Here is a 20,994-nt window from a genome sequence, read left to right as displayed (position 1 = left end):
CCCCGCAGAGTGATCTGCGGGGCTTTTTCGTGACGGGTCAATCCCCTGCCTGCACCGATGAAGCCGGTGAGGCAGGGGGCAGGGCTCAACGTGTCGTGCTGTCGTCGTTGTCCTGCGAGCTGACTTCTGCCTGACCCTCTGTCGCCTGAGCATCGGCGGCCGCTTTCTCGGCGGCCTCACGCTCACGACGACGAACTTCGCGCGGGTCATTGTAGGCGCGAGCACCACGGCGGCGACGTGAAGCGTTGGCGGTCCCGGCTGCCTCATCTTGCTTGTCATCGCTTGCAGGTGCCTGAGCGTCTGCCGCGGCGATGTCGTCATCCTGTGCTGGCGTTTCCGTCTGCACGGAGGCGGTCGCCTCGACATCTTCCAGAGCGGGCTCTGCTGGCGCAGCCTCTGCCTGAGACGCATCAGGCTGTGCATCGGCCTGAGTCGACGCCAGCGGGGTCGCGGCAGATTGGGTCTGTGGCTGCTGCACTTCCGGCTTGGCGGCTTCAGACTGTCCTGCATCTTGCTCGGCAGGTGCAGTCTCCGGAGTCGCTTCTACCTGAGCTGTCGCCTCTGGCTGCGTCGCCGCTTCGCTAGCGTGCTCAGTGCGATGGGGGGTGTCTGCTTCCACGCAAGCTTCGGTCTCGGCCACGGACGCCGTCTCCTGCGGCATCACGCTGTCCTTCAGCGCCTGGCTGTCGACGGCCGCTTCCGGTGCGGTCTCCACCGCGACCTGCGCCTGTACCGCGCTGTCATCCGCCTTGACGTCCGTTGCTGCCACATCGGCCTCGGCATCGGACACGGTTTCAGAGGTGTCGGCATCGGTCCTGGTCGTTGCGCTCAGCGTCTCGGCCTGCGCTTGATGAGCGTTGGCCTGCTGCGGTGCATGCTGTTCAGTACGCTGGGTGGCGTGCTGTTCAGTGTGCTGAGCCTGATGGGGCGTGGCAGACGCGGTGCTGGAGTCGCTGACCTCGGCAGAGCCATCCCGTGTCGTCACGTCCTGTTGCAGGGCTTGCGTGCTGGGCGCACTGATTTCCGGCGCCTCTGGCGTCTCGGCGACCGACGGCTGCTCATCGGGCGTGGCGTCGTCAGCGGCCACTGCCACGTCCGGCGCCACGTCCGTCTCCACCTTGGCGCTGACGTCGGCAGGCGCTGCCTTGTCGCCGTCGCTGTCAGCGACGACAGCTTGCGCTTGCGGTTCACTGCTCTCGACCGTCTCAGGCGCGACCTTCACGCCTTCGGCACCTTCCTCGGCAACGGCGGGAACCGGTTGCTGCGGTGCTGCGGTCGAGGCGACGTCATCGAGCACGGCGTCGGCTGGCTGAGCGCTCTGCGCCTGCGGGCCGGCCAGTGCCATGGCCTTCAGGGACTGCTGCTGAGCGACGGCATCGGGATTGAGTGCATGGCTGCGGCTACGAGCGCGCGGATTGTTGCGCGTCGGCTGCTGGACATCGTCTGCCTGCTGCTCGCTCTGCTGGGCCTGTTCTGCCGCCTTGATGGACTCGCGAGCATGATGGCTGTTGACCTGCTCTGCCTTGTCCGCCTTGGAAGGCTTCTCACGGCGCGCCGGCTTGTCATCACGCTTGGCAGCATTGTCCTGCTTGGCCTCGTTCTGCTTGGCATCATTGCCGGACGGCGCCTTGGCAGGCGTCTGTGCGTCGGATGTCTTCTCCGTCGCTTCTGCCTGCGGTTTGCTGTCGTTGGTCACGATGTCCTGAGCGTTGTCCTGACGCGACTCGCTGGACTTGCGACGATTGCCACGGTCATTGCGCTGACGACGCTTGTTGTTGCTGCGACCCTCGGAGCGGTTGTCGCTCTGGCTGTCGTTGCGACCATCGTTGCGACTGTCGTTGCGACCATCGTTGTCGTTGCCGCGCGTGTCCTGCTGACGAGAGTCCTGCTGACGCGAGTCCTGCTGGCGTGAATCGCCCTCGGCGTTGCGGCGACGATTGTCGTTGCGTGCGTTGCCGTGGTTGGCATTGCGGCCATCCTTGCGTGCATTGCCGTCGGTTGAGGCTTCGCTGACGCTTTCGCGACGCTCGCGTGCCTTCTCCAGTGCCTTGCGGGCCTCGCTGGACTTGGCCGGCGTCGCGCTGGCGCTGTCGTCGCTGCCCAGCAGGCGGCTGAAGCCCTTGGCCAGACGTGCCAGTAGACCGCCGCCGGAAGGGGCTGCTGCCGGTGCCTGGGCGGCCGGGGCCGCCGTGGCTTCGGATTTGCTCACCGCATTGCGCCCGTCATTGCGAGAGGTCTGACGATTGTCGTTGCGATTGGCATTGCGGCCGTCGTTACGAGTGTCGCTGCGCGATCCCTGACGACTGTCGTTGCGAGTCTCGCTCTGGCTGTCGTTGCGATTGTCGTTGCGGCTGCGGTTATTGCTGCCCTTGCCATTGCGACGACGGTTGCCGTTCTTGGCATTGTCGTTGCCGTTGCCGTTGCCGTTGCCGTTGCCGTTGCTGGAAGCGGAGGTGTTCTCGTCAGTCTCGGCGGGCTCGGCAGGCTTGCTGACTTCCGGTGCGGAGGCGGGGGCTGGTGTCGTGTGGGACACGCTCTTGACCGCCGCTTCGGTGCGTGCCGGTGGCTTGTCGAAATTCGGATCCGGCTCCTTGCCGACTTCGGTCTCGACGGACAGCTCGAAGCTGGATTTGTCGGCACCGTCTTCATCGACATGGTCATCACGCAGACGCACGACTTCGTAGTGCGGCGTGTCGAGTTCCGGGTTCGGCAGCAGCACGACATTGACGCCCTGACGACGCTCGATGTCGAACAGCGTGGCGCGCTTCTCGTTGAGCAGGTAGGTCGCGACCGGCACCGGCAGGATGGCGCGGATCTGCGAGCTGCGCTCCTTCATGGCCTCTTCCTCGATCAGGCGCATGATCGAGAGCGCCATGGAGCGCACGTCGCGGATGGTGCCCTGGCCGTCACAGCGCGGGCAGACCACGCCGCTGGTCTCGCCCAGTGACGGACGCAGGCGCTGGCGCGACATTTCCATCAGGCCGAAGCGTGAGATGCGACCGATCTGCACGCGAGCGCGGTCGATCTTGAGCGCGTCTCGCACGCGATTCTCGACTTCACGCTGATTGCGCGCCGGGGTCATGTCGATGAAATCGATCACCACCAGGCCGCCGATGTCACGCAGACGCAGCTGGCGCGCGATCTCGTCCGCCGCTTCCAGGTTGGTCTGCAGCGCGGTTTCCTCGATATCGCTGCCACGCGTGGCACGCGCGGAGTTGATGTCGATGGAGACGAGAGCTTCGGTGTGGTCGATGACGATGGCGCCACCGGAAGGCAGCTTCACTTCGCGCTGATAGGCGGTCTCGATCTGGGATTCGATCTGGAAGCGCGAGAACAGCGGGACGTCGTCTTCGTAGAGCTTGATCTTCTGCTGATAGCTCGGCATGACCTGACGGACGAAGGACAGCGCTTCTTCCTGGACGTCGCCGGAATCGATCAGCACCTCACCGATGTCATTGCGCAGATAGTCGCGCATGGCACGGATGATGACATTGGATTCACGATAGATCAGGAAGGGGGCAGGGCGGCTGGCGGCAGCCTTGGTGACGGCATCCCAGACCTGTGCCAGATAGTCGAGGTCCCATTGGAGCTCTTCTGCGCTCTTGCCGATACCGGCGGTGCGTACGATGACGCCCATCTTGTCTGGCAGGGTGAGGCTGTTCATCGCCTCTTTCAGCTGGGCGCGCTCTTCCCCCTCGATGCGGCGGGAAATGCCACCGGCACGCGGGTTGTTGGGCATCAGCACGAGGAAGCGGCCGGCCAGACTGATGAAGGTGGTCAGGGCGGCGCCCTTGTTGCCACGCTCTTCCTTGTCGACCTGGACGATGACTTCCTGGCCTTCCTTGAGCACTTCCTTGATGTTGGGGCGGCCTTGGCCCGGGTCCTTGCTGAAGTACTCGCGGGAGATTTCCTTGAGCGGCAGGAAGCCGTGGCGATCGGCGCCGAAATCGACGAAGCAGGCTTCCAGGCTGGGCTCGATGCGGGTGATCTTGCCGCGGTAGATGTTGGCTTTCTTCTGCTCGCGGGCACCAGACTCGATGTCGAGATCGTAAAGGCGTTGTCCGTCGACCAGTGCGACGCGCAGCTCTTCCGGCTGGGTCGCGTTGATGAGCATCCGTTTCATGTCGTCTCGCTAGACTGGGCGTGCCGAAGGGCAGCCGCATTTGCGTCGGCGACGAGGAACCGTTTTCAGCTTCGTGTTGTGCTCAGCGCATGTCGTGGGATGCGTCTTTCGCATGCAGGCACGTCTCGTGACGTGCCACATGCGGCATGATCATGTTGAGTACTGGAAAGAGGCAGGACGTGTTGCGGGGAACGTTGACTCCTCCGGCCCTGCGGTCTCTTCCCTAACACCTGGCATTCGCCGATTCATCGACGCCGGCCTTCGGCACGGATATCGAATGATTGCCCGGGCATCATGCCCGGGCGGTAGTGTGTCATTGGCCCACCAGAAGGCTGGGCATTGCATCGTGTTGCTGCGCTCGAGGGCAGTGACGTGTCTCGCGGGGAGGTGGCGTCACGGCCGGTCGCGCTGCGGCGCGCGGGGTAACACGTCCCGCGCCCGCTGATAGCGTTACCTCGCCATCTCTGGCGCGGACGTTATCGATGTCTTTCGTCATGATGCTGGCCAGCCAGCGGCATTGGACGACTGTCCGTGAGGCGGCATTCGTGATCTGCAATCGGCAGACCCGTTGCGCAGGACAGCACGCGGCCGACAGTCCAGGTGACAACAGGGTGCGTGAAGACTCTGCACGGTGCTGACGTCGGTGCGCATTGTTTCGTCGTGGGCCGGCTGGCCCTGTTCACGTGGTCTGCATGGGGTTTCACGCCGCATGCAGAACCGTCTACCTCGCCGTCTCGGCGGGGTCGTGACGCGGGTGATCAGGCATATAGAGAAGGCCCATCTCACTGGGCCCGAATATACCAGTAAAGGTATGGGCCAGCAATTCGGCAGGCATATCAAATGCTTCGCCCGAATGCCCGCCATTCGTCCCGGGTTTCGCGGCCTTGAGCGGCGCAGCCAGAGCCCTCCGATGGCGGGATGATTCCCCATTGGTCGCATGACACCGTAGAATGGCCAGTCTGAGTGCGCCCCGGCGTACGGCAACATGATGAACAGGCCGCGCGAAGGCGAGGCCGGAAAGGAGCGAGACATGGCCGAGGGCCAATCAGTCCAGTGGATCGAGGTTGCCCCGGAACTGGCCGGGCAGCGCATCGACAATTTCCTGCGTACACGTCTCAAGGGGGCACCCAAGGCCTTGATCTATCGCATCGTGCGCAAGGGTGAGGTTCGGGTGAACAAGAAGCGCATCAAGGTCGACTATCGCCTGCAGGCGGGAGACCTGGTGCGTGTACCGCCACTGCGCCTGTCGCCGGAAGCCGCGGTGCAGGAAGTCAGTGGCAATCTGCGTGAGGTGCTGGCGGGCTGCATCGTGCGCGAGACCGATGATTTCATGGTCATCAACAAGCCGTCCGGTCTCGCCGTGCACGGCGGGAGCGGCGTCAAGATCGGGCTGATCGAGGCCATGCGTCAGATTCGTGATGAACTGCCGTTTCTGGAGCTGGTCCATCGTCTGGATCGTGATACCTCCGGCTGCATCCTGCTGGCCAAGACGCGTGCGGCGTTGCTGCAGCTCAATGCGGACCTCAAGGCCCACAAGATGACCAAGCTGTATCTGGCGCTGGTGGAAGGGCGCTGGGACTCGCGGCGTGATTACGTCAATGCACCGCTTGAGCGTTACGACGGCGGCAACGGGGAGCGTCGCGTGCGCGTCGACGAGGCCGGCAAGACGGCCAGTACCCGTTATGCGGTGCGCGAAGCCTATCCCAGCATGACGCTGGTCGAGGCCGAGCCGATCACCGGGCGTACCCACCAGATTCGTGTGCACTCCGTGCATGCCGGTCACCCGCTGCTCGGCGATACCAAATACGGGACCGAACGCGGCAATGCGCTGGCGAAGAAGGTCGGGCTGGAGCGCCTGTTCCTGCATGCCGCTCAGCTCAGTTTCCCGGACCCCACCGACGGGCGGACCGTGACGGTCCGTGCGCCGCTGGACAAGCGCATGAAGCGCGTCCTTGCCAATGCTCGAGAATTGGGAGCCCGTCATGACTGACGCCTCTGCGGTACTGCCTTCACCTCGCTATCGTCTGGTCATCTTCGATTGGGACGGTACCTTGATGGACTCCGAGGCACGCATCGTCGATTGCCTGCAGGCGGCCTCGCTGGCGGTCGGCATGGGAGAGCTTCCGGCGCATGCCGCGCGCGACATCATCGGTCTCGGATTGCCGGAGGCCATGGCGCGGCTGTTCCCCGGAGCTTCGGCTGCCCAGTGCGAGGCACTGGTCGAGGCCTACAAGCAGCATTTCGTGGCAGTCGATACCACGCCGCTGGATTTCTTTCCGGGCGTGGGAAATGGCATCGAGCGTCTGCGAGCTCACCCGGAGCAGCTGCTGGCCGTCGCGACGGGCAAGAGTCGTCGCGGGCTTGATCGGATGTTCCAGGCCCATGACTGCGGTGACTGGTTCCACGCCTCGCGTACCGCGGACATGACGCTGTCCAAGCCGCATCCACTGATGCTCGAAGAGCTGCTGGCCGAGCTGAACGTTGAGGCGCATGAGGCGCTGATGGTCGGCGATACCGAATATGATCTCGAGATGGCGCGTGCGCTGGGCATGCACAGTGTCGGTGTCACCTATGGCGTGCACAGCGTGCCGCGACTCGAGGCCTGTGCCCCACAGCGCATCGTCTCGCACTTCGATGAATTGATGGAGTGGCTTGGCGCGGTCAGATGATGACGGTGTCCTGCCCATGACAGGAGCAGCAAGCGATGAGTGACAGGCCGCAGGATCCCTGGCGTGAAGGGCCAGGTGGCAAGGACGAGGGGGGAGCGGGCGCGAGCGGACAGGGCGCTGACAGCGCTGCCACCTCCAGCAGCGAGGTGGACTGGCAGGCGCGTGAGCGTACCGTGCAGCTCGAGATGATGGACCGCTGGGTGCAGGGCGTGGTCACCGAGCAACGGCGCTCCAGGCGCTGGAAGCTGTTCTTTCGCTTCCTGTTCGCGTTGTTGTTCATTGCCTCGATCGCGACATCCGTGACCCTCTTCACGCTCGGCAGCCAGCCGGCAGCCTTGCCCGGTGAACGGCACCTCGGTGTCGTGCGCGTCAAGGGCGTGATCGAGGCGGATGGCGAAGCCAATGCCGAGCGCATCATCAAGGGTCTGCGAGCGGCCAATGAGTCGCCGGCCTCCGTGGCGGTGGTGCTGGATATCAATTCCCCCGGCGGCAGTCCCGTGCAGTCCCAGCGCGTCTATGACGAGTTGATGCGCATGCGGGAGCAGGGTGGCAAGCCGGTGATCGCCGTGATCGAGGATCTCGGGGCGAGTGGCGCCTATTACATGGCAGCCGGCGCCGGCGAGATTCTCGCGGCGCCGTCGAGTCTGGTCGGGTCCATCGGGGTGATCTCCTCGAGCTTCGGGCTGAAGGGGCCGATGGAAGAGCTGGGAATCGAGCGACGTGTGTTCACGGCAGGTGACAACAAGGCGTTTCTCGATCCCTTCTCCGAGATCTCGCCTGAGCAGCGCGACTTCTGGCAGAGCGTGCTGGCCACGACTCACCAGCAGTTCATCGCGGCGGTCAAGGCCGGGCGCGGTGAGCGGCTCAAGGACGATCCGGCGCTGTTCTCCGGGCTGATCTGGACCGGCGAGCAGGCTCGCGCGCTCGGGCTTGTGGATCGCACCGCAACGCTTGAGGAGCTGGCCGCCGAGCTGGCACCGCAGGGTGGCGTGCATGATTACACGCCGCGTCAGGATCCCTTCGAGCGCTTCACGCGGCGCTTTGCCGGTGTGATGGCCAGCGCGTTGGGGCTTGACGCCAATGTCTCGCCGGTCAGCTATCGCCTGCCCTAGCCCTCCAGCAGTGGATCCAGGCCTGCCTCACGCAACAGTTCGCACAGGCGAATCAGCGGCAGGCCGATCAGGGTGTTGGGATCACGTCCCTCGAGACGCTCGAAGAGCGTGATGCCCAACCCCTCCATGCGAAAGCTGCCGGCCGAGTCCAGCGGGCATTCGCGCTCGACGTAACGCGTGATCTCCTGCTCGCTCAGCGTGCGAAACACCACGTCGTAGCTTTCATGGCAGACCCAGTGTCGCGCGCTGTGTGTATCCAACAGCGCCAGGCCGGTGACGAAGCGGACTCGGCGTCCCGAGAAGCGTGTCAGCTGAGCGCGGGCGGCGGCCAGGTCCTGTGGCTTGCCGAGGATCTCGCCCTCGAAGACGGCCACCTGGTCGCTGCCGATGATCAAGTGGTGTGAATAGGCCTCCGCCAGGGCGTTGGCCTTGCCCAGGGACAGGCGATGGACCAGTGCCTCGGGAGATTCCGTGGGACGAGGGGTTTCATCGATGTCAGGCGCCCCCCATGTGTAGGGGAGTCCGAGTCGATCAAGCAAGGCTCGGCGCCAGCGGGAGCTGGAAGCCAGTACCAGTCGTGTCATGGCGTTGTTCTCTTTTTGGGCTCTCGATTCGTGCAGGCGTTCGGGGCGCGAAGGGGGCGGAGCATGAGAGGGCAGGAGGTCGAGAGGGGCCGGCGCGCGCGTGATTCTCCGTGTGATGCATCGCCGCCATGCTTTCTCACGACAACTCGTTGATATGCTTGAGATTGGAGGATGCCGCAAATCCTCTCGGCATTGAAGCGACACAGGCGTACAATCGCGCGCTGAAGGATCCGCCTGACCTCATCTGTGCTCATGCTCGGGTCGGGTGGCGCGGAAAGGCCGCCATGCCGTGGGCTGGCAGAATGAACAAGTTGCTCATGCATTTTGACACCGGGAGGGGGAATCCCTATTATGGCGCGCCTATGTTGACCACAAGACTGCCGACCAAGGTCGAGCCCTACCGGCTGGCGTCAGCGGGAAAACGCCTTGAAGGCGTGATTCCTCTGGCGGACATGCCCCGTGTAGTTGAAGCGATCGGTGCACAGGAGGGTGACGTGAGCATCACGTTGGCCTTTGACATCGATACTCAGCGTCGCAGCTTCATCGAGGGCAGCATCGCCTTCGAGGCAAGTCTGCTGTGCCAGCGCTGCCTGGGACCTACCGAGCCGGAACCGCTTTCCAGCGAATTCCTGTTGGGACTGGTCACCAATGACGCACTGGCATCGCAGCTGCCCGGTGAGTACGAGCCGGTAGTGGTGGAAAACGAACAGCTGGATCTCCTGTCAGTGATCGAGGATGAAGTGCTCCTTGTCCTGCCGCAGGTGGTCTACCACGAGGAGGCCGATTGTGCCGTCTCTCGCGACCAGCTGGCCAGCGGTGTGGAACCCGAGGCCTCGGACGCACCCGCTGTGAATCCATTCAGTGTGCTTGGCACCCTGAAGGACAAGCACTGAACTCAATTTGTCGACAAGATTGGAGTAATTCCCATGGCAGTTCAGCAGAACCGCAAAACCCGTTCCAAGCGTGGCATGCGTCGCAGCCACGACGCCCTGACTGCACCGACCCTGTCCCAGGACAAGGAAACCGGTACAGTTCACCTGCGTCACCACGTGTCTGCCGACGGTTTCTACCGTGGCCGTAAAGTCGTCGATGCCTAAAGCATTGATGCAGCGCACGGCGTAACGCCGTGCGTATCGCCATCGATACGATGGGCGGGGACTTCGGTCCCCGCGCTACGTTACGGGGCACTGCCAGTGCACTGTTGCGTGACCCACGACTCAGCGCCACGCTGGTGGGTCCAGGGCATCTTCTGGATGCCGAGCTTGATTCCCTCCCTGCTTCACTCTCCCGTGTTCGTGATCGCCTTCAGACACTCGCTGTCGACGGCATTGTCGCGTCTGATGCTCGCCCCTCGCGTGTCGTGCGCAGTCGCGAGCCCAGCAGCATGTCCAGTGCGCTCGATCTGGTGGCGAGCGGGCAGGTCGATGCCTGCGTCAGTGCGGGCAATACCGGCGCCTTGATGGCGTTGGCCATGCGGGACGTGGGAACGGTCGAGGGAGTGGAGCGGCCAGCTATCTGTGCGGCGGTACCCACGCAGGGAGAGCGGTCCTGCAGTCTGCTGGATCTTGGCGCCAATGTGGCGGTCGCGCCGCAGCATCTGCTGGCATTTGCTCGCATGGGTGCCGTGCGGTGCCAGCTGGTGGAAGGTGTCGCCAACCCGCGCGTGGGGCTGCTCAATGTCGGTGTCGAATCCGGCAAGGGGACGGCGCAGGTGCAGGAAGCGCATGCCTTGTTGGCTGGCAGCGGTGCGAATTTCGATTATCTCGGCTTCGTTGAAGGGGGCGACCTCTTCGCAGGTGAGGTAGACGTCGTGGTCTGCGACGGTTTCGTCGGCAATGTCGTGCTCAAGAGCAGTGAAGGGCTGGCCCAGATGCTGTCGGCACAGCTGGGGGCGACATTGGCGGCGGATTGGCGTACGCGCCTGATGGCCTGGTTGGCACGTCCGGCATTGACGCGCCTGTCTCGTCAGCTGGATCCGGTGCGCTACAACGGTGCCAGTCTGCTGGGCGTGGCCGGCGTGGTCGTCAAGAGTCATGGCGGGGCGGCCGCGGAGGGATTCGCCTATGCTGTCTCGCGCGCGGCGAGTGAGGCGCGCCGAGGCTTGCCGGAGCGTCTTGCGCATGCTCTCAAGGGCAGCCTGCCGGGTTAATTGCGTAAATTGGTCGGATTCTTGGTCGGCGGGGGTCGAGCTTGGTCTCACTCGGTGCGACAATGCCTGCGCCCGACCGATGTGGCATCGGGTCTGACGCGAAGGCGCCGCCTGATGTCCGGGATGTCCGGCAGGTGCGAAGGCCTGTTCTCGCGAGGGATGGCGAGTGAGAGGGTGGCAGCAGGCAGCAAGTGTGTCGCTGGTGAGTACAATGCAGTGAAGGGAGAAGCAGGCTTTCCCCTGGCAGGAGTGTGTGGCGTTGGTGAATGGCTCCGGAGGGGAGCGACACGGCGCAGCGCACTGGCGGGCCAGCGGAAATCGGGTTTCCTTACCCGTGTCAGTCCCACCTGAACAGATGGAAATGGTGACAGCAATGACAGATTCCCTGGCCCTCATCTTCCCGGGACAGGGCTCCCAGCAGGTCGGCATGCTGCGGGAGCTGGCGGAGCGCTACAGCGTCGTCCGCACTACCTTCGAAGAAGCCTCTGACGCGCTGGGGCGCGATCTCTGGCATCTGACGCAGGAAGGCCCGGCAGAGGAGCTCAATCGTACCGAGTTGACCCAGCCTGCGCTTCTGACGGCCAGCGTTGCCATCTGGCGCGTCTGGCAGGAGCTGGAAGGTCCGCGTCCGGCGCGCATGGCCGGTCACTCCCTGGGCGAATACAGCGCGATGGTCTGCGCCGGCGTGATCGGCTTTGCCGAAGGCGTCAAGCTGGTCAATCTGCGCGGCGAAGCCATGCAGACTGCCGTGCCTCAGGGGCAGGGCGCGATGGCGGCCATTCTCGGTCTCGAGAATGCTCAGGTCGAAGCTGCCTGTGCCAGTGCGGCGCAGGGTGAAGTGGTCGCGGCAGTCAACTACAATGCGCCGGGTCAGGTGGTCATCGCGGGCGGCACGGCTGCCGTCGAGCGTGCCATCGCGGCGTGTCAGGAGGCGGGTGCCAAGCGTGCCATGCCGCTGCCGGTCTCCGTGCCTTCGCATTGCGATCTGATGCGTCCGGCGGCTGACAAGCTGGCCGAGGCGATGAACGACATCGACTTCCGTGCGCCGCGCTACACCGTCATCCAGAATGTCGATGCCAAGGCCCATGAGGATGTCGAGACACTGCGTCAGCGTCTGATCGAGCAGCTCTATCAGCCGGTGCGCTGGACGGATTGCGTCAATGCCATGTTCGACAGCGGCGCGCGGACCTTCATCGAATGCGGTCCGGGCAAGGTGTTGACCGGTCTCGGCAAGCGTATCCAGCGTCAGGCCCGTGGCCTGGCCGTGAACGACCCGGACAGCCTGGAAGCGGCGCTGGAACTTGCCCGTGAGACCGCTGCCGAACAGAATCAGTAAGCTCGTGATTGGCCCGCGCGGCCAGTCATGTGACTTGGATCAGCCAACTCAGGACTCAAGATGACGAGCGAACGCAGAATCGCACTGGTAACCGGTGCCAGTCGTGGCATCGGCCAAGCCATCTCCCGTGAACTCGGCCGTCAGGGCCGTATCGTGATCGGCACGGCCACAAGCGAAAAAGGGGCGGCCGCCATCGGCGCTGACCTCGAGGCGCACGGTATCGAAGGCGCGGGCATGCTGCTCAACGTCACCGACCAGGCCAGCGTCGACGCCGTGCTCAAGGAAATCGGCGAGCGCTTCGGCGCACCGACCATCCTGGTCAACAACGCCGGCATCACCCGTGACAACCTGCTGATGCGCCTCAAGGAAGACGATTGGGATGCGGTGCTCGACACCAACCTCAAGTCGGTCTTCCGTGTCAGCAAGAGCTGCCTGCGCGGCATGACCAAGGCGCGCTTCGGTCGCATCGTCAACATCTCGTCCGTGGTCGCGACCATGGGCAACCTCGGTCAGGTCAACTATGCTGCCGCCAAGGCAGGCATGGAAGGCTTTGCCCGCTCGCTGGCGCGTGAAGTCGCGTCGCGCAACATTACCGTCAATTCAGTGGCGCCGGGCTTCATCGCCACTGACATGACCGAAGCATTGCCGGAAGCGCAGCACGAAGCGCTGCTCGGCAACATCCCGCTGGCGCGCCTTGGCCAGCCGGAAGAGATTGCTGCGGCAGTCGGCTTCCTGACCAGTGATGCAGCAGGCTACATTACCGGTGAGACGTTGCAGGTAAACGGCGGCATGAACATGCGCTAAGCCCCGCGCGGGGACGTGGTTGCGTCCTTTTGGGGTGGCCTATAAACTACGCCCAGCTTTTTCGAGCTGCGGATTCCGTACCACTAGGAGTGATTGTTAAATGAGCACCATTGAAGAACGCGTCAAGAAGGTTGTGGCCGAGCGCCTGAACGCCAAAGAAGAAGACATCCAGAACTCTTCCTCTTTCACTGAAGACCTGGGCGCCGACTCCCTGGACACCGTTGAGCTGGTGATGGCTCTGGAAGAGGAATTCGATACTGAAATTCCTGACGAAGAAGCAGAGAAGATCACCACCGTGCAGGAAGCTATCGATTACATCGTCAACCACCAGTAAGGTGGATTGAAGCGACCAGCGGGCCCTTCGTGGCTCAGGGTCGTGATGCAATCGTCTGTACGTTCAAGAGCCGCACTGTCTTCAGTGCGGCTCTTGTCGTTTCTGCCATTCGTCACTCTTGAGCGCTGGTCGGCCGTGCCTTTCTCGGCAGAGCGGCCAGCAAGGACGGCAGACTTCTCTGCCGGCGGGAGATGCGAGAGTTTGGCGGTGCCAGGGGCGGGCGACGTCCGAGGCAAGGGCGAGGTCTGCGCAGGAGCGTGAGCCTGTCGCGGGATGTCTCGCGCGACATTCCTGTGCCAGAGCCCTGTCTTTGTGGGCGAAAAGAGGCGGGAGCAGGGCGTGTGGTCGGCAGTGTTGATCGCAGGTGACATGGCGGTGTCACCCCCGTCGCCTGTGCGCAGGACAGCGTCTGGAAAACCGCAGGAAAACCGACTGCCCATCACTGGCAAGGTTTCTGTATAATGCGCTCAATTACCGCCCAGGTGCAGCTGGCCCAGGCGTGCCAAGTCGATAGTTTTGGAGGAGACACGATGCCTCGCAGAAGGGTAGTGGTGACAGGTCTAGGCCTGGTGACCCCGGTAGGGAATACCGTCGAGGAAAGCTGGAGCAACATCAAGGCGGGCAAGAGTGGCATCGCACCCATCGAGCATTTCGATGTCAGCGGTTTCAATACCCGTTTTGGCGGTTCCATCAAGAATTTCGATGTGGGTCAGTATCTGAACCCGAAAGAGGCCCGCAAGATGGACCTCTTCATCCAGTACGGTATCGCGGCGGCCCATCAGGCCATCACCGATTCCGGTATCGAGTGCACGGAAGACAATGCCGATCGCATCGGTGTTGCCATCGGTTCCGGTATCGGTGGTCTGCCGATGATCGAGCACAATCACAAGGCGCTGGAGAAAGGCGGTGCGCGTCGCATCTCGCCGTTCTTCGTGCCGGGCTCCATCATCAACATGATCTCCGGCAACCTGGCGATCCAGTTCGGTTATCGCGGCCCCAACATCGCGATCACCACCGCCTGTACCACCGGAACGCACAACATCGGTTACAGCGCTCGTACCATCGCCTACGGCGATGCTGACGTGATGGTGGCCGGTGGTGCCGAGATGGCGACCACACCGCTGGGTCTGGGCGGCTTCTCCGCGGCGCGCGCGCTCTCGACCCGCAACGACGACCCTCAGGCGGCCAGCCGCCCATGGGACCGTGATCGTGATGGCTTCGTGCTGTCCGACGGTGCCGGTGTCGTGGTGCTGGAAGAGTATGAGCACGCCAAGGCACGTGGTGCGACCATCTACGCCGAGGTGCTCGGTTTCGGCATGTCCGATGATGCGCATCACATGACGGCGCCGCCTGAAGACGGCCGTGGCGCGGCCGCCTCGATGCGCAACGCCATTCGGGATGCCAAGCTGGACCCGAGCGAGATCGATTACATCAATGCTCACGGCACGTCCACCAATGCCGGCGACAAGGCCGAGAGCCTGGCCGTCGAATCCGTGCTGGGCGACGCGGCGCGCAATGTGGCCGTCAGTTCCACCAAGTCGATGATCGGTCACCTGCTGGGTGCCGCCGGTGCCGTCGAGGCCGTGTTCTGCGTGCTGGCGATGCGTGATCAGATCGCCCCGCCGACCATCAACCTCGACAATCCGGCCGAGGGCTGCAATCTCGACTACGTTCCCAATGTCGCACGCGACATGAAGATCGAGTACACCCTGTCCAACTCCTTCGGCTTCGGTGGCACCAACGGCTCGTTGGTGTTCGGCAAGCTCAAGGACTGAGGTCGCACGCTGTCGTGATCTCCTCTCTGACGCGCTCCCATCCGGGGGCGCGTCTGTCTGTGGGGCGTTGCCAGGCGGTGATGACCGGATCACGATGTCTTGCTGACACCTTGTGTGCCATGCATGTCGCGAAGGAGTGTTGCATCGATGACGGCTGACCATACCGGTACCACGCAGGAGGTGCTTCACGACTCGCTTGCGGCGGACCTGCCCATGGAGGATCGCGGCCTTGCCTATGGTGAGGGCGTGTTCGAGACGATTCTGGTGCGCGATGGCCAGCCGCAGCTATGGTCACGGCACCTGGCGCGACTGATCCGTGGTTGCCGGCGACTTGGCTTGCCCGTGCCCTCGTCGCAGGCGCTCGATGCGTGTCTGGACGTCTGTCGGGGCGAGGGGCTCGAGGTGCTCAAGCTGGTCGTCACCGGCGGGTCCGGTGGTCGTGGCTACAAGGCACCCGAGTCACCCGAACCTCGTCTGCGGGCACGCGCAATGCCCTTTGTGGTCAATCGTGAGGCCCGTCAGGGCATCACGGCGCGCGTGTGCGAATTGCGCGTGGCGGAGCAGCCGGCGCTGGCGGGACTCAAGCATCTCAACCGGCTCGAGAATGTGCTGGCACGCCGTGAGTGGACAGACCCCACCATCCGGGAGGGGCTGTTGCTGACGGCAAGCGATGAGCTCGTTGAGGCCACCAGCATGAACCTCGCCTGGTATCGCGACGGGCAATGGTTCACGCCATGCTTGGATCGCGCCGGTGTCGAGGGCACCTTGCTGGTGGCGCTAGAGGCCGAGCTCCCCGTCATGCGAGTGCGCGAAGGACTGGCATCACTGAGGGCGGCCGAGGTGGTGGTGGTGATGAATTCCGTGCAGGGCGTCTGGCCGCTGCGCACCTTGCTGGCGGCGTCGGGAGCGCCTCTGGCCCAATGGAGTGATGAGGGGCATCCGGCGCTTGCGTCACTGAACGACATTGTCGCGCGCTTGCTGGGCGAGCCCGCGTATTGATGGAAGGCGTCCAGGCTGCGGGGGCGTTCCCGAGCAGACACCTTCTTCGCCATGAAGACTGGAAATCCGATTATGCGTGTATTCAAGATCCTTCTGATGCTGGTCGTCGTGGCCGTGGCTGCGGGTATGGTGGGCTTTCGTTACTGGCAGGCACAGTTGCTGTCACCACTGGCGATCGAGCAGGAACAGCTGTTCGAGGTCCCGCGCGGTGCCAGTCTCTCCAAGGTGGTGAGCGAGCTGGAATCCCGAGGCATCATCGAGGCCAGCTGGCCGTACAAGGTATGGGCACGTCTGGAGCCTGATGCCGTCAACGGTCTGCGCGCCGGTGAATTCCGTCTCACGCCGGGCCTGGACGGGCGTGAGCTGGTGGCACTGCTGTCCAGCGATGACGTCGTCAGCTATACCCTGACCGTGCCGGAAGGCTGGACCTTCGCCCAGATGCGTACCGCCATGGACGCCTCACCCAAGCTTGAGCACACGACTCGCGACATGAGCGATGAGGAACTGATGGCGGCCGTAGGGGCAGAAGGCGAGAAGCCGGAAGGGCGCTTCTTCCCGGACACCTACCGCTATCACAAGGGCGTGAGCGATCTGTCGCTCTACAAGCAGGCCTACGCGCGCATGAGCAAGACGCTTGAGGACGTGTGGGCCGGGCGTGATGACGACCTGCCGATCACCACCGCGTACGAGGCCCTGATTCTGGCCTCGCTGATCGAGCGCGAGACCGGTGCCCCGGAAGAGCGTGGCGAGATCGCCGGCGTGTTCAAGCGTCGCATGGAGCGTGGCATGCGCCTGCAGACCGACCCGACCGTGATCTACGGTCTGGGCGAGGATTATGATGGCTCGCTGTCGCGTGCCGATCTGCGCAAGCCGACCCCCTGGAATACCTACGTGATCACCGGCCTGCCGCCGACACCCATCGCGATGCCGGGGCGTGCCGCTCTGGAAGCCGCGGTGCACCCCAAGCCAGGCGACACCTACTACTTCGTCGCCAAGGGCGAGGGCAAGCACCACTTCTCGCGCACTCTGCGAGAGCACAACAACGCCGTGCGCCGCTATATTCTCAACCGGTAATACGCCGTGAATGAGGCGAAATGTCCGCGTGGTCCGGCGATCATCGCCATGCCGCGTGGGCCTTCGTCGCGAGTCATCTGCCGTCTGAATCAGGAAACCTCATGTCTTCACGTCCGAGCGCCGCAAGCACGACGTCTTCTCGCCACACCACCCCCCTCGAGGTGAGCCCATCGACGGGGCGTTTCATCACCCTGGAAGGAGGAGAAGGTGTCGGCAAGAGCACCAATGTCGCCTTCGTGGTCGCCGAGCTCGAGGCGCACGGCATCGAGGTGGTGCGTACGCGGGAACCCGGAGGCAGTGAGCGGGCGGAAGCCATACGCCGGTTGTTGCTGGACCCGGCCCCCGCGGAGGCCTTGAGCGATGATGCCGAGCTGCTGCTGATGTTCGCCGCGCGTGCCCAGCACCTGGCCGCGACCATTCGCCCGGCGCTGGAACGTGGTGCCTGGGTGGTGTGTGATCGCTTCACCGATGCCACCTTCGCCTATCAGGGCGGCGGGCGTGGCTTGCCGCTGGCCGACATCACCACACTGGAAGCCCTGGTGCAGAAAGGGCTGCAGCCGGATCTGACGTTGCTGCTGGACATGCCGGTCGAGGCCGCACGAGGGCGTCTGGCCGCACGGCGCGCCGAGACCGGCGAAGGCGCGGATCGCATCGAGCAGGAAGCCGAGCAGTTCTTCGAAGCGGTGCGAGTCGGCTATCACCAGCGGCGCGATGCAGACCCCGAGCGCTTTGCCACCATCAATGCCGATCAGTCGCTGGCAGAGGTGCAGGCCGAGATCGCCGGCGTGCTGTCGGCCCGCATCGCCGCCTGGCAGGCAGGAGAGACCGCATGAGTGCAACGCGATCCAGTAATGACGGCGTGACACTCTCGAGTTTCTCGCCGCTGCCGTGGCAGCACTCGCTGTGGCAGCACTTCACCGCCGTGCATGACAGCGGTCGCCTGCCGCACGCGGTGATGCTCAGCGGACCTTCGGGGCTTGGCAAGCAGGAACTCGCGGATGCGATGATCGCCCGTGTGCTGTGTCGCACCGCACAGGGCAAACCCGGCGCTGCCGCCTGCGGTGACTGCCATGGTTGCCACATGCTGGCGGCAGGGCATCATCCTGACCTGATGGCGGTGTCACCTCAGGACGTCGGCAAGATGATCCGTATCGACCCGATCCGCGATGTCAATCGGTTCGTCGCCCAGACGGCCCAGCAGGGCGGCTATCGTGTCATTCGCCTGCAGCCGGCGGAATCGATGAACATCGCCTCGGCCAACGCGCTGCTCAAGAGTCTCGAGGAGCCCGGCGCCAACACCCTGTTCATCCTGCTCAGTGACATGCCATCGCGCGTGCTGCCGACCATTCGCTCCCGCTGCCAGCAGTGGCCCCTGGTGATTCCGTCGGCTGAAGACAGTCTGCCGTGGTTGAGCGAGCAGCTAGGCGAAGATGCCCAATCGTTACTGCGCATGGCAGGAGGCCTGCCGCAGCTGGCGGTGCGTCTGGGCGAGGCGGACCAGCGCCAGCTCAGGCAGGCATTGCGTGAACTGTTCGACGCGCTGGTGCGCGGGGGAGAGCCGGTGGCGGAAGCCTGGCGTCTGGAGCGCCAACCGCTGTCGCAGGTGCTGTGGTACGGTATTGCCTGGCTGGAAGATCTGATTCGCATGGGCTTGTCTGGCAATACCGCGCAGCTGCGTGACCCGAGTCTTGAGCCCTTGCTGCGTCAGGCGGTCAAGAATGGCCGCACCCGTGACTGGTTCAAGCTGCTGGACTTTGCCCGTGAGCAGCGCCGTCTGCTGGCGGCGGGGGGCAACCCCAACCCGCAGCTGGTGCTGGAGTCCTGGCTGGTGCGTTGGGCAGCGCTGCTGCGTTCGTGATGCCCGTGAGCAGGAGGCAGCGCTCAACGTGCCCCGCGGGCTAGACTGACAGCAGGCGCCGCGCGAACCGCAGGACAGGCGCCATGAGATTCACGCTGCTCGGCGTCGCCGTGAGAAGAGCAGACGCCGAGCCACGAGACTGAATTCGCCGGATCACCGGCCGGAGGTGAAGGATGCACACCGCTCCACAGCAAGGCCAGAAGGCACTGTCGCTGACGATTCGCGACCAGAAGACATTGCTGGCCGCCTACATGTCGACTCTCGTGCGAGGCGGTATCTTCGTGCCGACCACCGAGCGCTACACCATGGGGCAGGAGGTCTACCTGCTGCTGACATTGCCGGAAGAATCCGAGCGCATTCCGGTCACCGGTCGCGTGGTCTGGATCTCCCCCTCGGGTGTCGGCGGTCGCCGTACCGCAGGCATCGGCATCCACTTCAGTGAAGAGGACCGCCAGGTGCGTGATCATATCGAGAACCATCTGGCCGGCATGCTGGGCAAAGGCCACGCCACCTATACGTTATGAGCTGACCCCGCTCTGCCTGTCACCCCGACCGGCGCCGCCATGCTGGCGTGTCGGTCGTTCATGTTTTCGCCATGCCTCGCGTGGCCCCCAGTCTGAGAGTTTCCGGATGTTTGTCGATTCGCATTGCCACCTTGATCGCCTCAAGCTTGAAGAACATGGCGGCAGCCTTGACGCCGTGCTGGACGCCGCACGCGCCCGTCACGTGCATCAATTCCTCGCCATCGCGGTCACGCTGGACGATGTGCCCGAGATTTCGGCCATCGCCCGACAGCATGACGATGTGGTGATTTCCGCCGGTGTGCATCCGCTGCATCAGGTAGACCCGGAGCCCTCGGTCGAGGACATCAAGAAGTGTGCCGAGCGCTTCGGTGCGGTGGCCATCGGCGAGACCGGCCTCGATTATCACTACGAGAGCGTCAGCCGTGAACTGCAATACGAGCGCTTCACGCGTCATCTGATTGCCGCGCGCGAGCTGGAGCTGCCGGTCATCATCCATACCCGTGAAGCCCGCGAGGACACCCTGGCGCTGATCAAGGAGCATACCGATCCCGCCGTGGGTGGCGTGCTGCACTGCTTCACGGAAGATCTGGACATGGCACGTGTCGCGGTGGGCCACGGTTTCATGGTGTCCATCTCCGGGATCGTCACCTTCCGCAATGCCGAGCATGTCCGCGAGCTGGCGCGCGCCATCCCGCTGGATCGCCTGTTGATCGAGACCGACAGCCCCTACCTGGCGCCGGTGCCGTACCGTGGCACCTCCAACGTGCCGGGCAACGTGGTCGAGGTCGCCGAATGCATCGCCGCCGAGCGCGGCATCACCGTCGATGAGCTGGCGATGCAGACCACCGCCAACTTCTATCGTCTGTTCCGCGCCGCCGCGCCGGAAGCCCCGGACAACGTTCGCGAAGCGCTGGCCAGCAGCGGCATGCTCATCGACGGATGAGCGCCCACGGGCAGCGTGACACGCCAGGCAGGGAGGAAATGTCATGAATCCAGCCGCCATTCTCACTCGATTGGGCGACAGGGCCGGCAAGGATGGGCCACTGCCACCGGTGGAGACCTGGCACCCGGAGCACTGCGGCGAGATGGATCTCGTCATCCGCGCCGATGGTCGCTGGGTGCATGAAGGCACGCCGATCGGTCGTGCACGGCTGGTGCACATGCTGTCGCGGGTCATGCGGCGCGAACCCGATGGCAGCTACTGCCTGGTCACGCCGGCGGAGAAGGTCACCATCCAGGTCGAGGATCGCCCTTTCCTGGCGGTGGATTGCACCCGTGTCGAGTCTGAACCTGGTCAGACACAGCCTGGTCAGACACAGCCTGGTCAGATACAGCCTGGACAGGCAGCACTCGGAGAGGCTGAGCCTCAGCCTCAGCCGGATATCTGGCAGCTGGTCACCGACCAGGGCGATATCGTGCGGCTGGAAGGGGATACCCGTCTGACGCTCAGCGAGACACCGGATGGCCTGTGGTTGCCGGAAGCGCCGGTGCGCTTCGGACTCGCCGCTCGTCTGCATCGCAATCTCTACTATCGTCTGCTGGAAGAGGCCGAGATGCGCGAGCTGGACAATGGCGATCAGGCACTGGGCTTCATGAGCGACGGCCACTGGCAGATGCTCGGCGTACTGAGTGCCCGAGATCTCTAAACCTGGA

Annotated in this window: 19 protein-coding genes; 17 read left to right on the top strand and 2 right to left on the bottom strand. The window is 64.0% G+C overall.

Features of this window, described 5'->3' with window-relative positions:
• Positions 1 to 85: 85 nt before the first annotated feature.
• Complete coding sequence (rne, locus tag QD228_RS01080) at positions 86 to 4,123, bottom strand: ribonuclease E (protein WP_347882121.1); 4,038 nt, start codon at positions 4,121 to 4,123, stop codon at positions 86 to 88.
• A 1,030-nt stretch (positions 4,124 to 5,153) separates the two neighbouring features.
• Between rne and rluC the strand changes: the two genes are divergently transcribed.
• The 3 genes from rluC to sppA are packed head-to-tail and all read left to right on the top strand — an operon-like array spanning position 5,154 to position 7,904.
• On the top strand, positions 5,154 to 6,113 hold the full coding sequence (gene rluC / locus QD228_RS01075) for a 23S rRNA pseudouridine(955/2504/2580) synthase RluC (protein ID WP_077372067.1): 960 nt from the start codon (positions 5,154 to 5,156) through the stop codon (positions 6,111 to 6,113).
• Entirely contained in the window at positions 6,106 to 6,792 is a 687-nt protein-coding gene (locus QD228_RS01070) for an HAD-IA family hydrolase (RefSeq protein WP_279874159.1), read from the top strand. Before rluC ends, QD228_RS01070 begins: the two co-directional genes overlap by 8 nt.
• 35 nt (positions 6,793 to 6,827) lie before the next feature.
• Positions 6,828 to 7,904 (top strand): signal peptide peptidase SppA, encoded by a 1,077-nt coding sequence (sppA, locus tag QD228_RS01065; protein WP_279874158.1) that lies wholly within the window; start codon positions 6,828 to 6,830, stop codon positions 7,902 to 7,904.
• Here sppA and QD228_RS01060 read toward each other — a convergent pair.
• Positions 7,901 to 8,488, bottom strand: coding sequence for a nucleoside triphosphate pyrophosphatase (locus tag QD228_RS01060; protein WP_136938265.1), 588 nt, complete (start codon positions 8,486 to 8,488; stop codon positions 7,901 to 7,903). The two genes, sppA and QD228_RS01060, sit on opposite strands and share 4 nt — an antisense overlap.
• A gap of 362 nt (positions 8,489 to 8,850) precedes the next feature.
• On the opposite strand from QD228_RS01060, the gene QD228_RS01055 reads away from it, so the two are divergent.
• The 14 genes from QD228_RS01055 (at position 8,851) to QD228_RS00990 (ending at position 20,987) form a co-directional block, all read left to right on the top strand.
• Positions 8,851 to 9,381: a YceD family protein gene (locus QD228_RS01055; protein WP_077372076.1), complete on the top strand. Its 531-nt coding sequence runs from the start codon at positions 8,851 to 8,853 to the stop codon at positions 9,379 to 9,381.
• 33 nt (positions 9,382 to 9,414) lie between these two features.
• Positions 9,415 to 9,585 carry a 50S ribosomal protein L32 gene (rpmF, locus tag QD228_RS01050; protein ID WP_065392644.1) on the top strand — a complete coding sequence of 57 codons (171 nt, stop codon included), beginning with the start codon at positions 9,415 to 9,417 and terminating at the stop codon, positions 9,583 to 9,585.
• A 29-nt stretch (positions 9,586 to 9,614) separates the two neighbouring features.
• Positions 9,615 to 10,637, top strand: a complete 1,023-nt coding sequence (gene plsX / locus QD228_RS01045; protein WP_279874157.1) for a phosphate acyltransferase PlsX — start codon at positions 9,615 to 9,617, stop codon at positions 10,635 to 10,637.
• A 373-nt stretch (positions 10,638 to 11,010) separates the two neighbouring features.
• Positions 11,011 to 11,973 carry an ACP S-malonyltransferase gene (fabD, locus tag QD228_RS01040; protein WP_077372081.1) on the top strand — a complete coding sequence of 321 codons (963 nt, stop codon included), beginning with the start codon at positions 11,011 to 11,013 and terminating at the stop codon, positions 11,971 to 11,973.
• Positions 11,974 to 12,033: 60 nt separating this feature from the next.
• Positions 12,034 to 12,777 (top strand): 3-oxoacyl-ACP reductase FabG, encoded by a 744-nt coding sequence (fabG, locus tag QD228_RS01035; protein ID WP_043331893.1) that lies wholly within the window; start codon positions 12,034 to 12,036, stop codon positions 12,775 to 12,777.
• A gap of 100 nt (positions 12,778 to 12,877) precedes the next feature.
• Positions 12,878 to 13,111, top strand: coding sequence for an acyl carrier protein (gene acpP, locus QD228_RS01030; protein ID WP_065392587.1), 234 nt, complete (start codon positions 12,878 to 12,880; stop codon positions 13,109 to 13,111).
• A 530-nt stretch (positions 13,112 to 13,641) separates the two neighbouring features.
• On the top strand, positions 13,642 to 14,886 hold the full coding sequence (gene fabF / locus QD228_RS01025) for a beta-ketoacyl-ACP synthase II (protein ID WP_176492947.1): 1,245 nt from the start codon (positions 13,642 to 13,644) through the stop codon (positions 14,884 to 14,886).
• Between the two features lie 147 nt (positions 14,887 to 15,033).
• The gene (pabC, locus tag QD228_RS01020; protein WP_279874154.1) at positions 15,034 to 15,885 is read left to right on the top strand and encodes an aminodeoxychorismate lyase; all 852 of its coding nucleotides are present in this window, start codon (positions 15,034 to 15,036) and stop codon (positions 15,883 to 15,885) included.
• 72 nt (positions 15,886 to 15,957) lie between these two features.
• Positions 15,958 to 16,959: an endolytic transglycosylase MltG gene (gene mltG, locus QD228_RS01015; RefSeq protein ID WP_279874152.1), complete on the top strand. Its 1,002-nt coding sequence runs from the start codon at positions 15,958 to 15,960 to the stop codon at positions 16,957 to 16,959.
• Between the two features lie 101 nt (positions 16,960 to 17,060).
• On the top strand, positions 17,061 to 17,792 hold the full coding sequence (gene tmk, locus QD228_RS01010; protein ID WP_191236689.1) for a dTMP kinase: 732 nt from the start codon (positions 17,061 to 17,063) through the stop codon (positions 17,790 to 17,792).
• Entirely contained in the window at positions 17,789 to 18,817 is a 1,029-nt protein-coding gene (locus QD228_RS01005) for a DNA polymerase III subunit delta' (protein ID WP_279874150.1), read from the top strand. The genes tmk and QD228_RS01005 overlap by 4 nt, the downstream gene beginning before the upstream one ends.
• Before the next feature lie 173 nt (positions 18,818 to 18,990).
• Positions 18,991 to 19,341 (top strand): PilZ domain-containing protein, encoded by a 351-nt coding sequence (locus QD228_RS01000; RefSeq protein ID WP_077372097.1) that lies wholly within the window; start codon positions 18,991 to 18,993, stop codon positions 19,339 to 19,341.
• Positions 19,342 to 19,447: 106 nt separating this feature from the next.
• Positions 19,448 to 20,284: a TatD family hydrolase gene (locus QD228_RS00995; protein ID WP_084209132.1), complete on the top strand. Its 837-nt coding sequence runs from the start codon at positions 19,448 to 19,450 to the stop codon at positions 20,282 to 20,284.
• 43 nt (positions 20,285 to 20,327) lie between these two features.
• A complete protein-coding gene (locus QD228_RS00990; RefSeq protein WP_279874149.1) occupies positions 20,328 to 20,987 on the top strand; it encodes a DUF1285 domain-containing protein in 660 nt (219 codons plus the stop codon).
• Positions 20,988 to 20,994: the final 7 nt, after the last annotated feature.

It is taken from the genome of Cobetia sp. 3AK (assembly GCF_029846335.1).
GTDB lineage: Bacteria > Pseudomonadota > Gammaproteobacteria > Pseudomonadales > Halomonadaceae > Cobetia > Cobetia marina.
The sequence above is the reverse complement of the archived record's forward strand: the minus strand, read 5'-3'. Positions and strand labels throughout refer to the sequence as shown.